The organism is Pedobacter ginsengiterrae, assembly GCF_039537385.1.
Lineage (GTDB): Bacteria > Bacteroidota > Bacteroidia > Sphingobacteriales > Sphingobacteriaceae > Pedobacter > Pedobacter ginsengiterrae.
This window is the reverse complement of sequence record NZ_BAABAK010000004.1, coordinates 248,961-263,213: the sequence shown is the minus strand read 5'-3', so window position 1 is coordinate 263,213 and position 14,253 is coordinate 248,961. Positions and strand designations below refer to the sequence as shown.

General features: G+C 33.7%; 12 protein-coding genes. 3 read left to right on the top strand and 9 right to left on the bottom strand.

Annotated elements, in window-relative coordinates:
* Positions 1-8: 8 nt before the first annotated feature.
* From ABD692_RS05835 to ABD692_RS05795, 9 genes are all read right to left on the bottom strand, one after another.
* Positions 9-2,999, bottom strand: coding sequence for a SusC/RagA family TonB-linked outer membrane protein (locus ABD692_RS05835; protein ID WP_344765784.1), 2,991 nt, complete (start codon positions 2,997-2,999; stop codon positions 9-11).
* A gap of 758 nt (positions 3,000-3,757) precedes the next feature.
* Positions 3,758-6,565, bottom strand: coding sequence for a TonB-dependent receptor (locus ABD692_RS05830; protein WP_344765782.1), 2,808 nt, complete (start codon positions 6,563-6,565; stop codon positions 3,758-3,760).
* A gap of 220 nt (positions 6,566-6,785) precedes the next feature.
* Positions 6,786-7,169, bottom strand: coding sequence for a hypothetical protein (locus tag ABD692_RS05825; protein ID WP_344765780.1), 384 nt, complete (start codon positions 7,167-7,169; stop codon positions 6,786-6,788).
* A 67-nt stretch (positions 7,170-7,236) separates the two neighbouring features.
* Entirely contained in the window at positions 7,237-7,455 is a 219-nt protein-coding gene (locus ABD692_RS05820; protein ID WP_316764639.1) for a VF530 family protein, read from the bottom strand.
* 26 nt (positions 7,456-7,481) lie between these two features.
* Complete coding sequence (locus ABD692_RS05815; RefSeq protein ID WP_344765778.1) at positions 7,482-8,090, bottom strand: class I SAM-dependent DNA methyltransferase; 609 nt, start codon at positions 8,088-8,090, stop codon at positions 7,482-7,484.
* Positions 8,091-8,098: 8 nt separating this feature from the next.
* Complete coding sequence (locus tag ABD692_RS05810; RefSeq protein ID WP_344765776.1) at positions 8,099-8,509, bottom strand: RidA family protein; 411 nt, start codon at positions 8,507-8,509, stop codon at positions 8,099-8,101.
* A gap of 117 nt (positions 8,510-8,626) precedes the next feature.
* On the bottom strand, positions 8,627-9,157 hold the full coding sequence (locus ABD692_RS05805) for an RNA polymerase sigma factor (protein ID WP_316764649.1): 531 nt from the start codon (positions 9,155-9,157) through the stop codon (positions 8,627-8,629).
* 133 nt (positions 9,158-9,290) lie between these two features.
* Entirely contained in the window at positions 9,291-10,307 is a 1,017-nt protein-coding gene (gene murB / locus ABD692_RS05800; RefSeq protein ID WP_344765773.1) for a UDP-N-acetylmuramate dehydrogenase, read from the bottom strand.
* 78 nt (positions 10,308-10,385) lie between these two features.
* Positions 10,386-10,844 (bottom strand): hypothetical protein, encoded by a 459-nt coding sequence (locus ABD692_RS05795; RefSeq protein ID WP_344765771.1) that lies wholly within the window; start codon positions 10,842-10,844, stop codon positions 10,386-10,388.
* A 252-nt stretch (positions 10,845-11,096) separates the two neighbouring features.
* Between ABD692_RS05795 and ABD692_RS05790 the strand changes: the two genes are divergently transcribed.
* The 3 genes from ABD692_RS05790 (at position 11,097) to ABD692_RS05780 (ending at position 14,245) form a co-directional block, all read left to right on the top strand.
* A complete protein-coding gene (locus ABD692_RS05790) occupies positions 11,097-11,705 on the top strand; it encodes a TetR/AcrR family transcriptional regulator (protein ID WP_344765769.1) in 609 nt (202 codons plus the stop codon).
* Positions 11,706-11,834: 129 nt separating this feature from the next.
* Positions 11,835-13,175: a TolC family protein gene (locus ABD692_RS05785; protein ID WP_316764663.1), complete on the top strand. Its 1,341-nt coding sequence runs from the start codon at positions 11,835-11,837 to the stop codon at positions 13,173-13,175.
* A 2-nt stretch (positions 13,176-13,177) separates the two neighbouring features.
* Complete coding sequence (locus tag ABD692_RS05780) at positions 13,178-14,245, top strand: efflux RND transporter periplasmic adaptor subunit (protein WP_344765766.1); 1,068 nt, start codon at positions 13,178-13,180, stop codon at positions 14,243-14,245.
* Positions 14,246-14,253: the final 8 nt, after the last annotated feature.

Sequence of the window (14,253 nt, the reverse complement as noted above, 5' to 3'; positions counted from 1 at the left end):
TATTTTATTTAGAATGAAGCATTAAGACCGAACATAAATTTTCTTGACATAGGATAAACCGATGGTCCTGTAGAAAATAAAACAGCGCCATCGTTAGCAGGTAATTCTGGATCTACACCCGAATATTTGGTTATAACAAACAAGTTCTCTCCTGATAAAAACACCCTTAAATTTCTTACCTTATATTTTTTCAAATCGAAACTGTAACCCAGTGCCAATGAACGCATTCTGAAAAAGTCGCTACTTTCTAAATAACGTGAAGACATAGAGTTGCCTTTATCTTGATTATTATATCGAGCTATAGGATGGGTTGCAATGTCTCCAGGTTTCTGCCACCTACTCCAACCATCAACTAAATTCATTTGGTTTCTATCCGTATAAGCTCCATCCGAATCATATTCCTGACGTGAATAGTTGTAAATTTTCCCGCCTATTGAATAACCAAAAACAGCATTTAAATCAAACTTTTTAAAGGTTAAGGCAGTTGTAATACCACCAAAGAAATCAGGTGATGCTTTTGATAATTTTTCTTGAGTAGCTTGAGCATAAGTAGATGTTTTTGTTCTGTCTATTTCATTTCCATTCGCATCTCTGGTTACTTTATACCATTGAGGTAAACCATTATCTGGATTAACTCCTGCCCATTCTGGCATATAGTATGTATCCACTGGCAAGCCAACCTGTAGTATTCGGGTAGCCGAACCAGCTATACCTAAACCATCATCTACAATAATTGGCTTGGCTGTGTAGCTGCCATCCAAGTTTCTGGTTTTGTATATATCGGTAAGCTTATTAACGTTGTGTCCTAAATTCATATCCAGACTCCATGTTAAGTCTTTGTTACGAATAATATCACCTCCAAGTGCGATCTCTATACCTTGGTTTCTCATTTTACCAACATTCTGGTACAATCTAGTTACCCCTGTTAAACCCGAAATAGGCACATTGTAAAGAATATTATTGGTGTTTTTAATATAGAAATCTAAGTTTAATCTAAGTCGGTTATCAAAAGCAGCAGCATCTAAACCTAAGCCGCTAGTATAAGTTTCTTCCCAGGTAAGGTTTTCGTTTCCTAGCTGACTAATTAAAAGCCCTGGAACCCCATTATAACTCGCCGCTGGATTTACAGCGTATAAATCGAATTGTGGATATAATGAACTAGGACGGTTACCTACAGTACCAACAGCAGCACGAAGTTTTAAGTTATTAATGTACTTAGCGTTAAACCAATTTTCGCGGTGAATATTCCAGCCTGCTCCAACCGAGAAGAAGTTTCCATATTTCTTGCCAAAATTCGATGCGCCATCCCTACGAAATGATACTTGTGCCAGGTATTTATCATCATAAGAGTAACTACTTTTAAAAAGCAAAGATTGTACTGCCCATTCGCTAATGCCTCCTTTAGTTCGTTCGGGCTTAGACACAACATCCAACACCTCAAATCCTGGAATTAATCCAGTTCCGTAAACATCTAATGATTTACTTCTGTAATCATTAAATTCATATCCTGCAACTGAATTTAGACTATGCTTTCCCCAAGAATTATTATAAGTTAAAAGTTGATTGGTATAACGACGTGTGTACTCATCTCTGTATTCAGTAATCCGCCCGTTTACACTTAACCCTCCATTTGAACGGGGATCGGTATAACTACTGGCCGAATAGGTATTAAACCTATAATTATTAACAGAAGAGAAAGTTAATTTATTCGTTATTTTGATATCAAAATCAAAATTTCCCATCAATTCATAGTTCGTATTAGAACCTTTATTCCATTGTAAATCATACAGGTAGTTGGTAGACACGCTATTTACCCAGGTGCTCGAACGATGAGGAACTAAATTTCCAGTGGCATCATATGGGCTATCCCATGGTAAATTCGAATATATTGATGTTACAGAATATTGTTTATCCACAACACCACGGCGGGCTCCAACCAATGATGGTTTAATGGTAAGCCAGTTATAAGGCTTGTAAACGGTATTAAACCTAAAATTATAGCGTTCGTAATCATATCCTCTTATAGCTCCTGATTCGTCATAGAAACCAATAGATAGCATTGATTGTAACTTTTCAGTTCCACCTTGAAAGGAAATGTTATGATTTTGATTAAAGCCTTCTTTTGTTGCTAAATCCCACCAATCGAAATTGCTGTTGCGTAACTCTGGTTTCCACCTAGGGAAACTAATGGTATTTGCGTTGGAGAATGATGCAAAATAATCATATAATTCAGCACCATTCATTACTTGAAGATTACCGTTTGTAAGTTGTGTTATGCCTACTCTGGATGAGATGTCAATTGTCATTTGTCCCGATTTGGCTCTTTTGGTAGTCACAATGATTACGCCATTTGCGCCTTGAGAACCATAAATTGCAGTTGATGCGGCATCTTTTAATACGGTAAGATTCTCAATGTCTTCTGGATTTAAATCTCCAGGACTAGAGCCGATAATTACACCATCGATTACCCATAGCGGACTAGTTGTGCCACCTAAAGTAGCCTGCCCACGAATGATTACTGCTCCTGCTGAGCCTGGTCTTCCAGAACCTGGCGCAACGAATAAACCAGGAGCTTTACCAGCAAGGAGATTTTGTACATTTGGGGAAGTGATGTTTTTTAATGCGCTCCCTTTAATGGTACTTAATGCTCCCGTTAAACTTTCTCTTTTTTGAACACCATAGCCAACAACAACAACTTCATTCAGTGATTCAGTTGATTCTGCAAGTGTAATATCTCCCAGAGATTGACTGGTAATGGCAATTTCTTTAGAAGTGAAGCCAACATAGCTAATGGTTAAGACCTCACCAATTTTTGCTTCAATACTAAAATAACCAGAAGAGTTGGCAGATGAAACACGAGTAGTGCCTTTAACTTTTACAGACACACTTGGGATCGGTGTGCCTTCTAGATCCTTAACCGTTCCGGTTATTGGTAGATTTTGTGCCCTGGCTAAAATAGCAAAAGCACTTAGAAAAAATAATAGAAATAACTTTTTCATTATAGAATTACAGTTTAAAATGGTTAGTTAGTTTGTTTTGGAATTGATACTAATAATTTGATCACATTACAGCATAATACAGTTGATTAGTTGGTTAAAATTTTAGTTGGAATTTCAGCTTATCTGCTAATTACTAGGAACTTTTAAATCCTAATTAAATTCTAAATTATGTGATTGAAAACATTAAAAACCAACAAACTCCACGCAAACGTTTGATCAAACCAACACATTTATGAGAATCCTAAAATCAATTCTGATTAAATTATTTTGAATTCAGCATTTTTAAGAGCATTACTGTTTCTAAGCTTTATCTAGGTAGGTTTTTCATCGCCTTAAACTTATTACTAGCCTCTAATTGCTTGCTTCTTGTAGCTTTTGACTAAAAAATAAATCTAAAACAGGTTTTTATCAATCGTTTGCGTTAAAATTTGTTAAGACCTGCTTGTTCTTATATTGGAAAATAAAAATTGAACTAAAGCTTAATCATGGTCAAAATCTTTAGAATGGAAATCAGGTTTATTTTGAATTGAGAATAACAACACAAAAAAACTTGTTTGGAGAGGCAGATATCATTTGGCTAAACGAAATTTATTCGATTTAAATCTTCCGCTTATAACAACTTATGAGGTTCAACCTCCTCAGATTTGTATGAAGAATATGTTAGCGTAGAATTGCTTTATTAGTTTGAAAGAAGAGATATAAAAATTAAGGCTTATGAAATTTCATAAGCCTTAATCAAGTTTTTAACCCAAAATGTTTTAATTCACCGTACTTCTCGGATTACTCCTTTCCTTGCTTGCCCCTACTTTACTGATTTTATAATTTAAAGAAACATAGAAATATCTGGTAATGGTATTAAAACGTATATCTTCTATCCTACTTCCATTAATCGTTCTATCAATATTTGTATTTTGATTTAGAATATCGAAACCCTTTAATGCCAACGTTATTCTTCTCTCCATAAAATATTGCTCTAAACCAGCATTCAGTAAAAACACATTGTTGTTAAATCCATCTGCTCTTCCTGCAGTGCCATTATGCTGTAGCTCGGTATTTAACCTTGTGTTTTTAATAAATTCGTAGCTTAAACTTGCGCTATTAGAAAAGTTGAAATACTTATTATCGAGCGCAGCTGGCAATGAATTATTTACTTTACTATATTGAACACCTAAATAAATTCCAGCATTTAATTTATTATCAATATCATAACTAATATTAGCATTTGGTCCAATATTATACCGATCGGTAGTATTCTTTTCGTTGCTGATGAAAGACGAAGTATGAGAAAGAAATAAATTAACACCATATCCCATCCGCATACCTTTCAACTTTGTTGGCATACCGAAAAACGTACCTGTATTGATATAATAATTTCCATCAACATTTACAGGCTGAACGTACTGAACACCTTTTACATAGTTAATACTATTGCCAATGTCATCCAAAGCATAGTTAATTAGAAAATAACCATTCCAGTATTTATTATTATCGGCACTAAAGGTGTTAAAGTTAATTGACATACGATGACTTTTTCTTGCTTCCAAATTTGGATTACCCAGTCTTTGATATAATGGATTGCTGTTATTTTGAACAGGCTGTAAATCATTTACCGATGGAAGACTTACATTCGCATTGTAGTTTAATTGTAGGGTTTGCTTAGTCTTACTTCTAAAATTAATATTTAATCGTGGTAGAATATTGTAATATCTACGCTCAATATTATTGGTATTTACACCCGCTGCACTAAAAGTAGAAGCATCTAAACCTGTTTCCTGAAAGCCCAAACCAAGATTATATGTCCATTCTGTTCTGTTATAAATTAACCCTAAACGAGCCGTTTGCGACCATGTTTTATTCTCTAGTGTATTCGAAAAATCAGGAACAATGGTGTTATAAGAATTATTTAACGGATTATAATTGAATGTAATTTGTTGCGCATCTACGTAGCCTCCATTATTCATATATGCAATATTTCCGCTCCATTTCTTATTAAAAAGCGGACGAATATAATTCACCGCAACACTATAGTTTTTAGATGCATTTTCCTGTTCCGTTTGCTGATTTAAATCGGTAACATCTACTATACTTCCATTATATGTATTAATTAAAGACTTATTTAACCAATTTGAGTTAAAGGTATTTTGCGACCCATTTAAGCCAATAATAATTGATCCTTTTTTTAATCGGCGGGTAGCAGATAGTTCTCCGAAAAAAGCTGGTGTAGAGTTTTTCTGATTAAGAAACTGATTTCCATCATTAATTTTTCCTGCCAAATCAAACGTAGAGTTAAAAACGCGGTTGTTAATATTTGTTGTATAATTTAGAATCGCATTCGAACGAAAAGCTAAATCTGTTAACGAATCTGGATGGAATTCTAATTTAAAATTGAAACGGTGTGCCTGATTATCAGAATTTCGGTTCGAAGTTTCATCAGTTCTTAAAACATCATTTTGATTGACATCTTGAAGATTAGATAATTTATTACCCAAGCCTTTACTAAAATAAGTAAAGTAACTACTGCTTAACGAAAGTTTATCCTTTAAACCCCAACTGTTACTATAATTTAAACCACCACTATTTGTGGTAACCTCGCCCATTGCGCTGTTATCAAAAACACCAGAGCCGCCGATAGTTGTACGGCCATTATTTACATTTATTGAAAAACCTCCGCCGCCTGGAGGCGCAAAGATGTTACCAAGATTACCGCCTGTGAAACTGCTTAAATCTTCATATTGAAAACTCGCATTACTTACATTATTACTCATCCCCAAAATGGCAAATTGCATTTTCTTTTTAAAATGATTTGCACTTAAATAACCATTATACCGATCGGTAGTTCCGCCCGATAAGTTCGCATTACCAAACCAACCATTCTTCTTGTCTTCTTTAATGGTTAAGTTTAAAACCTTTTCTCGCTGCCCATCGTCAATGCCCGTTGCTTTTGCTTCGAGCGTTTTGCTATCTATTAATTGCACTTTGGCAATTACATCGGCAGGTAAGTTTTTAGTAGCAGTTTTTGGATCTGTACCAAAAAAATCTTTCCCATCAACGGTTAAACGTGTAACCTTTTGCCCTTGTACCAAAATGCTTCCATCCTTATCTATAGTTACACCTGGTAGCTTTTTCAATAAATCTTCAACCGCTGCATTGGGTTGCGTTTTATAAGCATCGGCATTAAATTCTACTGTATCTTTTTTTATTGTAGCAGTGGCAAGTTTGCCATTTACAGATACATCTTTAAGATTAATTGCATCTTCTTTAATTTTCAATACGCCCAAGTTTAAGGGCTTATTATTTACAGTAATATTTTTAACCAAAGGATTATAACCAACAACCGAAACTCTAATTTTGTATTCGCCATTAGCGATAGCACTAATAACAAATTCACCAGCAGGATTAGTCACTACTCCTACTTTTTTTGTTGAATCAGCTTTGCTTGTCAAAATAACACCTGCATACTCTACTGGTTGATTGGTTTTTTCTTCTAAAATTTTTCCACTGATACTTTGTTGTGCGAAAGCCTTCGTAGATAAAACGCATAGGATTACGTAAAAAATAGTTTTCATATTCAGATTTATAGTTTTTGTTTGGATTTGCGTAAAACGATTCTTAAACCCTTTACAAAATACAAGACGCAGGAATATGTAAAGTGTGACAGTAAATCTGCATTTTTTTTTTAAAAAGAAAAACCCCGACTATGCCGAGGTTTCATCTATTTAATTTTAAGCTTGTATTATACTTTAGCAGTAACCGTTTTTGCTTTGTGTAAATGAGGGATTTGATGGATCACGGCAAATCGAATTCGAAATTATATTTTAGTTTCTTGCCACTTAAAATATGTTGATCTAAAATTTTTCCATCAACCAAAACTTTGTATTCGCCTCTTGCTTGGTTGCCTTTTGTTACAATTGAAAATTTAACATGCTTACCTGCCTTAATTACAATTGTTTTATTCCAACTTTTGATAGTTTCTTTAGCATTTTCTACATCTCCATATTCATTGGTAAAACTAATTTTACTAACAAAACTATCATTAAAATTAGCCAGATAGGTAACTTGATAACTTTCTTTCGAAGGTGTATCGATTTTACCTTTGCTTACAGAATGGATAGATAACGAACAACTGCTAAAAAATAGAAGCAGCAATAAAAAGATTGTGTAGTTTTTCATTTTAGATTTACGAGTTGATATAAACCTATGACGAGAAATAAAGCTAAAGGGTTGCAACCCAATATAATTATTTATGAAAAGTATCCAAGTATAAATCCTCTACCTTTTTGCGGGCCCAATCCATTCTTCGCAAAAACTTCAAACTCGATTTAATGCTCTGGTTATTATTGAAACAATCTATCCTAATTAATGAGCCTAATTTCTCCCAGCCATAATGTAGTTGAAGGTCAGTTACAATTTTTTCGAGTGTAATTCCATGTAAGGGATTATTTTTTTGTTCGCTCATGCTACAAAGTTAAATCATTTATTTTGTTAGGGATTATATTTTGCCATCCAAACTGTAGCGCCCCCGCAATTTTCATCATTTACAATATGATTTAAAACTTCAAAATTATGTTTCTTTAAAAGCTGCTGATATTCATCCGTATTCAGCGAAGCATGAAAAAGATTTTCGCCACCATTAATTCCCCAAGCCTCACCCCTTTCTGAACCCGATGTAAATAATAAAATTCCTTTTGGATTAATATGAGATTCGAAAATTTCGAACATTTTAGGTTGGTCAGCTGCAGGTAAATGAAAAAAACTATGCCAGGCAATTATTGCATCAAATTTTTTATTCAATGCAAGTTTCCGCATATCTTCTAAAACAAACTCAGTTGTTGGAAAATTATTTCGGGCAATTGTTAACATTTCCTTACTGGCATCAACCCCAATAATATTTAAATTTTTGTTCAATAAATATTCAAGAATTGGTTTACCTGTGCCACAACCAATATCAAGCACATTAGCATTGCTTTTTATTTCAGAAATTAACGCCTCAAGATAATTTTGTTCTATTAAGTCTACACATCTGTTTTCAGCAAACCAATTAGCTATCTTATTATATACTTTAAAAACGTTTTTGCTTTCGTTCTTTTCCATTCCCAAAATTAAAAACTTACAGCAGTTGCATCAATTTCGATTAGCATACCATCTAAAGCTAATCTTGCTACAGGTATTAAAGTATTAACAGGAAACTTTAAATCTGGCCATACCCTATTAGATTCTTCTATAAGAACTTGATGTTTTTCATCGTCATAATTTACTACCAAAGTTGTAAGTTTAGCAATATTCTGCATTTTCAAACCTTTACTAGTTAAAGCAATTTCAATATTTTCAAACACTATTTTTACTTGTGTCCTAAAATCATTACTTAAAATTCCATCAGTTTTACTACCGCCCTGGCCAGCAACAAAAACAAGTAAATCTTTTGCTGAAACTGATGCGACATGAGAATAACCATGCGCTCTTGGATCGTAAATGCCCTCTGGGTTTGTTATTTCTAAGGCCTGTTCTTTCATTATAAATTAATTTTATTTGTTGCTAAACTATAAATTTAGCAGAGTTAGAATGTTAAATTTTTGACATAAAAAAAGCCCCGAAAATTTCGGGGCCTCAGTTTTTCAATTGATGTGTTATTAAGCCATTTCTGCAACAGCTATATCTTTAGAATATGTTTTAAGGTATTTTTTAAGAATACCTCTTGCAACGTGAATACGTGTTTTAACGGTTCCAATTGGAATATTTAACATATCTGCAATTTCATGGTATTTAAAACCTTCGAAATAACGAATAAATGGCACGTAATATTCTTCTGGTAATTGTGCCAATGCTTTATCAATATCGCCTAATACAAATTTACTTTCAGCCTGATTTTTAGAGGCACTATATGAAAGATTCGCAGAAGAAATATCTTCGCTTTGAGTAATTAGTGTATTAGTTTTTACCAAACGACGGTAATTGTTAATGAAAGTATTTTTCATTATCGTAAATAACCAACCTTTTAAGTTAGTACCCTCTTTAAATTTAGTATAATATGTTATTGCTTTAAGCATTGTATCTTGAACTAAATCATTTGCATCTTCAGCATCTTTTGTGAAATTTAAAGCATAAGATCTAAGGGATACAGAGTGGTGGTTAACTAGATGGTCAAATTCGAATTTTGTCATGATTTTTAGCTTTAGGGTAAGGATTAAAAACAAATGAACTGTTCTCCATTTTCACTTTAGCTTAAACAAACTTAGTACCAAAGTTTTTTGGCACGGCAACAAAATCAAAAATTAACTCCTATGTAAGGTTTCGTCACAGGATATTTACTTCACGTTCTAAAGTGACCCCAAAAGCAGACTTTACACTGTCTATAATTAGTTCAGAAAAATCGTACACTTCTTTACCTGAGGCACTTCCGTGATTAACCAAAACTAAAGCCTGGTTTTTCCAGGTTCCAGTTTGCCCCTCTACTTTACCTTTCCAGCCACATTGCTCTATTAACCAACCAGCAGCAAGTTTAATTCGATCATCAGCTGTAGCATAATGTACCACATCGGGGTGTTTTGCTACAACATCTGCAAATTCAAACTTCTCTATAACAGGGTTTTTAAAGAAACTACCAGCATTTCCTATCGTTGATGGATCAGGAAGTTTGCTAACACGTATGTGCGAAACCGCAGCAGAAACATCGGCTATGCCAGGATTTTTTATACCTCTTTTTTGTAATTCTATTTCAATCGCTCCATAAGATGTATTTACATCGGCTTCGGCTTTTAGACTAAAAGTTACAGTTGTAATAATGAACTGTCCTTTTAATAGGCCTTTGAAAATACTTTCGCGATAACCAAAATGACAATCGTTATAGCTAAAGGTTTTAATTTCGCCCGTTTTAATTTCAAATGCAGTACAACTTTCAAAAACATCTTTTAACTCGACACCATAGGCACCGATATTTTGAATAGGCGATGCGCCAACTGTTCCAGGAATAAGGCTTAAGTTTTCTACACCAGCGAAATTATGCGCAACACAATAATTTACAAAATCGTTCCAAACAACTCCTGCACCTGCAGTAACCTTTATATCATTACCGTCTACTTCCGATTCGATACCTTTGATACTTATTTTGATAACCAGTCCGTTGTAATCTTCTGTAAATAATACATTGCTTCCACCACCAATTATTAAAAGCTTTTGATTTTTGGTTATTTCATTTTCAAATAACGTTTTTAAATCGACCTCATTAAATATTTCTACAAAAAATGCAGCCTTGACATCGATAGCAAAAGTATTATATGGTCTGAGTGAAATATTTTCTTGTATTTGAAGCATGGCAATATGGATATGCAGCAAAAGTAAAATAAAATTTCAGGTTTGTTAATGGTTGCACCATAATTGGACACTCGATAATTAAGGAATTATTCTGGTAATTGCTTTATCAAAATTAAAACTCAGGCTTACTGATGATTCTCCTTTTATTTTAACGCCAGACATTTTCCAGCCAATGAAAGTCGGTTTCTTTTTTGCCAAATCTAATAAACTATACCTTTCTTTAGTTAAAGCAGTACTAATCAAACCAACACTATCCGATTCTTTTTGGCTTAAATGTTCTATTTCACTTTCTAAAACTGATAAAACGGAATCCAAATCGTGTCCTCTTTTTAGGCTATTGGCATAAGCTTTTGGCGAAATATTATAAAGACTATCTAACTTCGAGTTTTCGAAATCAAGCTTTTGATCAGAACTTTCGTATTTCAATTTCACCAGGTCTTCTGCTCTATCTTTATCTGTTTTTTTGGTACATGAAATCGCGATAACCGAAATTAATAGAAGAATTAAAAGGTTTTCTTTCTTGATAAGTATCTTCATTTTGCTGAAATTAAATTACTCAACAAGTACAAAAAACAATCCAAAAACTTAGCTAAATTATTAAAAATAGTTACAAACTCAATATTAGAAATTTAGAACAGTTTTCGTAAATGCATAGAAATCAACAACAATATCATTTACTGTCATTGAATTGTAAGTAAATGACAATTTTTCAATCGTTTGATTAACTAATGAGATTTTACCTCTATTTTTGACTAAAATATTAAAAAAGTCAGAAAGTAGAAAAGTAAAATGATTGTAGCCGATAAAAAGCGAGAACAGATTATTGATGGCGCTATCAAGCGATTTACCCATTTTGGTATTAACAAGACTACGATGAATGATATCGCTGAAGATCTTTCAGTATCGAAACCATCGCTTTACTATTATTTCCCCGATAAAAAGCATTTGATTTTAGGCGTTATTGAGCGAGTGTTTACAGATTTTTATGAAACACTAACAAAAAAACTAAACCTGGAGTTACCGTTGGAAACCATATTATTTAACTCCATTGATATTAGAAATACATTTTTTCAAAAATATTACATGTTAAGAATTGCTGAAGGAATTCCTGATCTTTTAAATGATGAAATTATAAAGAGTAAACTTTCTTCTTTAAAAGATTTAGAAAAAGATTTTTTCGCTGAGCTTTTCAGAAAAGCCAAACAAAGAGGAGAAATTGAGCACGAAGACATGAAACATGTTTCGGAATTATACTTAGAAAGCTTGATGGGTTTAACAACCATGTGCGTAATGGAAACTGGAAAGGACATTTTTCCTGATAAAAAAGCATTGAACAAAATGACACAAAAGCAAAAAGACCTTTCATCTATTTTTACAAAAGGCCTTAAGTGCGAATAAAGGCTAAAAGACTTAAGCTTAAAAATTAAGACAAAAGCCAATAAGAGATTAGAGAAGGCATCTACATAAAACCAGATACTAACTCTGATTATAATAAATAGGAACCCAAAAACAAAAAAACAATACATTATGCTTAGAGTAAAAATGGTAAAATTAATGCTCGTCCTGATTATCGGCATGGCTTTACCGCAATTGGTTGCTGCACAACAACAGCTAACCCTAAAAGATGCGCTAACTTTTGCGCTCCAAAACAACACGAGGTTGCGTAAAGCAAAGCTTGATATTGAAGGCGGAAGGTACAAGGTAGAAGAAGTAAGAGCACAAGCTTTACCAACAGTTTCTGGTACAGCTGGTTTAACTTATAACCCTATAATCGGCCAACAGGTGGTTGATTTTGGCGGACAATTACAAACCCTTAAATTCGGCCAGAAATGGAATTCGAGTGCTGGTGTAAATTTGTCTCAGCAATTATTCAATCAACAGGTATTTACAGGTTTACAAGCTGCAAGATCGAGCGAAGAATATTATAACCTTACTTCTCAGTTAACTGAAGAGCAGATTATAGAATTAGTGGCCAATAATTATTACCAGGTTTTGGTAAACAGACAGCAATTAAATGTAATCGACACAAACATTAAAAATGTTAAGGTTGTAGAAAAAATTGTAGGTAACCAATATAAAAATGGTTTGGCAAGAAAAATCGATGTGGATCGGATTAATGTAAATCTAACTAATCTGAATACACAACGTGAGCAGGTTATTAATGGAATTACCCAATTGGAAAATCAATTGAAATTCTCGATGGGCATGCCAGTTTCAACACCTATCAGCTTGCCTGCAACCGAGCTGACTGAGGTTACACAACTTCCCGTTTTAACCGATTCGATTGATTTGGCTAGTCGCACAGAAGTTAAACTATTAGATAATCAGGATAAACTTTTGTCGCTACAACGCAAAGCTTATGTAGCAGAGTACTATCCTACCTTAGCTTTAACAGGAAACTATACTTATTCAAGCCAAAGTAATGGTTTCGATTTCTTAAACACAAATGCTACAGCAATTGGTTTTGGTTCATCGGCAGTTGGTTTAACGTTAAAGGTGCCAATTTTCAATGGCTTTTTAACCCGTTCAAAAATTCGCCAGGCAGATGTTAATATCAGAAAAGCACAGGAAGACAGAAAAGAATCTACAAACTCTTTAAACCTGGCTTACGAGAATGCAAAAATCCAGTTACGTAATAACCTGAACACAATTAATTCGCAACGGAAAAATGCAAATTTAGCGCAGGAGATTTACAAAAGCACTCAAAATAACTACAATAACGGTTTAGCTTCTTTAACCGATTTAATCGATACAGAAAACGCATTAACAGAAGCTCAAAACAGTTATACCCAAGCGCTATTAAATTATAAAGTAGCCGAAATACAATTAATAAAATCAAACGGAAATATTAAATCGCTAGTAAAATAGAAATGAAAAGAGTAATTACCATAATTATCGTAGTTGTTGTTGCCTTAGGTGCAATAGCTTATGTTTTAAGCAACAATAAAAAGAAGAACGAAGCAAAAACTGCATTCATTGCTGAAGGTGGTGGTGCTGTAGCCGTTCGTGTTGCTACTGTAGAGAAAAAAGTTGTTGATTTGGATTTTGTTGCAAACGGAAACTTTATTCCAAAACAGGAATTAAACTTTTTATCAGAAAATGCTGGTCGTGTTTCGGCGATTTATGTTGATGAAGGTGCCCGTGTTAGTAAAGGACAGGTTTTAGCTCGTATAGATGCTGAAATCATCAATACAGATAGAGAAACTGCTCAAGCTTCTTATGATAATGCTAAAAGAGATGAGGCCAGATACCAAAGTTCATACGAAACTGGTGGCGTAACTCAACAACAATTAGATCAAGCTAAATTAGCAACCAGAAATGCAAAATTGCGTTTACAGGCTTCTCAAAGAAAATTGAGCGATGCAAATATCAAATCTCCAATTAATGGTATTATAAACAAACGTTACATTGAAGTTGGTGCTTTCGTTACAGCTCAAGGAACACAGTTATTCGAAATTGTTGATGTTTCTAAATTGAAGTTAAGAGTTAACGTTAACGAATCGCAGGTTGCAAGTTTAAAAATCGGCGATAAAATTGATATTAAATCAACTGTTTTCCCTGACGAAAAATTCTCTGGAAAAGTCACTTTTATCGCTGCTAAAGCAGATGCAACTTTAAACTTTCCAATCGAGATTGAAGTATCTAACAATACAAAAAACAGTTTAAGAGCTGGTATGTATGGAACTGCAGTATTTAATTTCCCTAAACAAGCGCCAAGTATTTTAGTGCCACGTACATCTTTTGCAGGTAGTGTAAGTAGTAATCAACTTTTTATCTATGATAAATCGAATAACACTTCTAAAATAAGAAAAGTTGTTACAGGTAGAATTTTGGGTGATAACGTAGAAGTTATTAATGGATTAACAGAAGGTGAAACTGTAATTACCAGTGGACAAATCAACTTAGCTGAAGGCACTGCTGTAAGCATTGTTAAATAAGTTAGTTT

Coding starts and splice junctions, on each gene's coding strand:
- ABD692_RS05810 (WP_344765776.1), bottom strand. CDS start 8,509: ATGAAAGAACAGGCCTTAGAAATAACAAACCCAGAGGGCATTTACGAT.
- ABD692_RS05835 (WP_344765784.1), bottom strand. CDS start 2,999: ATGAAAAAGTTATTTCTATTATTTTTTCTAAGTGCTTTTGCTATTTTA.
- ABD692_RS05780 (WP_344765766.1), top strand. CDS start 13,178: ATGAAAAGAGTAATTACCATAATTATCGTAGTTGTTGTTGCCTTAGGT.
- ABD692_RS05785 (WP_316764663.1), top strand. CDS start 11,835: ATGCTTAGAGTAAAAATGGTAAAATTAATGCTCGTCCTGATTATCGGC.
- ABD692_RS05790 (WP_344765769.1), top strand. CDS start 11,097: ATGATTGTAGCCGATAAAAAGCGAGAACAGATTATTGATGGCGCTATC.
- ABD692_RS05805 (WP_316764649.1), bottom strand. CDS start 9,157: ATGACAAAATTCGAATTTGACCATCTAGTTAACCACCACTCTGTATCC.
- ABD692_RS05830 (WP_344765782.1), bottom strand. CDS start 6,565: ATGAAAACTATTTTTTACGTAATCCTATGCGTTTTATCTACGAAGGCT.
- ABD692_RS05795 (WP_344765771.1), bottom strand. CDS start 10,844: ATGAAGATACTTATCAAGAAAGAAAACCTTTTAATTCTTCTATTAATT.
- ABD692_RS05815 (WP_344765778.1), bottom strand. CDS start 8,090: ATGGAAAAGAACGAAAGCAAAAACGTTTTTAAAGTATATAATAAGATA.
- murB (WP_344765773.1), bottom strand. CDS start 10,307: ATGCTTCAAATACAAGAAAATATTTCACTCAGACCATATAATACTTTT.
- ABD692_RS05820 (WP_316764639.1), bottom strand. CDS start 7,455: ATGAGCGAACAAAAAAATAATCCCTTACATGGAATTACACTCGAAAAA.
- ABD692_RS05825 (WP_344765780.1), bottom strand. CDS start 7,169: ATGAAAAACTACACAATCTTTTTATTGCTGCTTCTATTTTTTAGCAGT.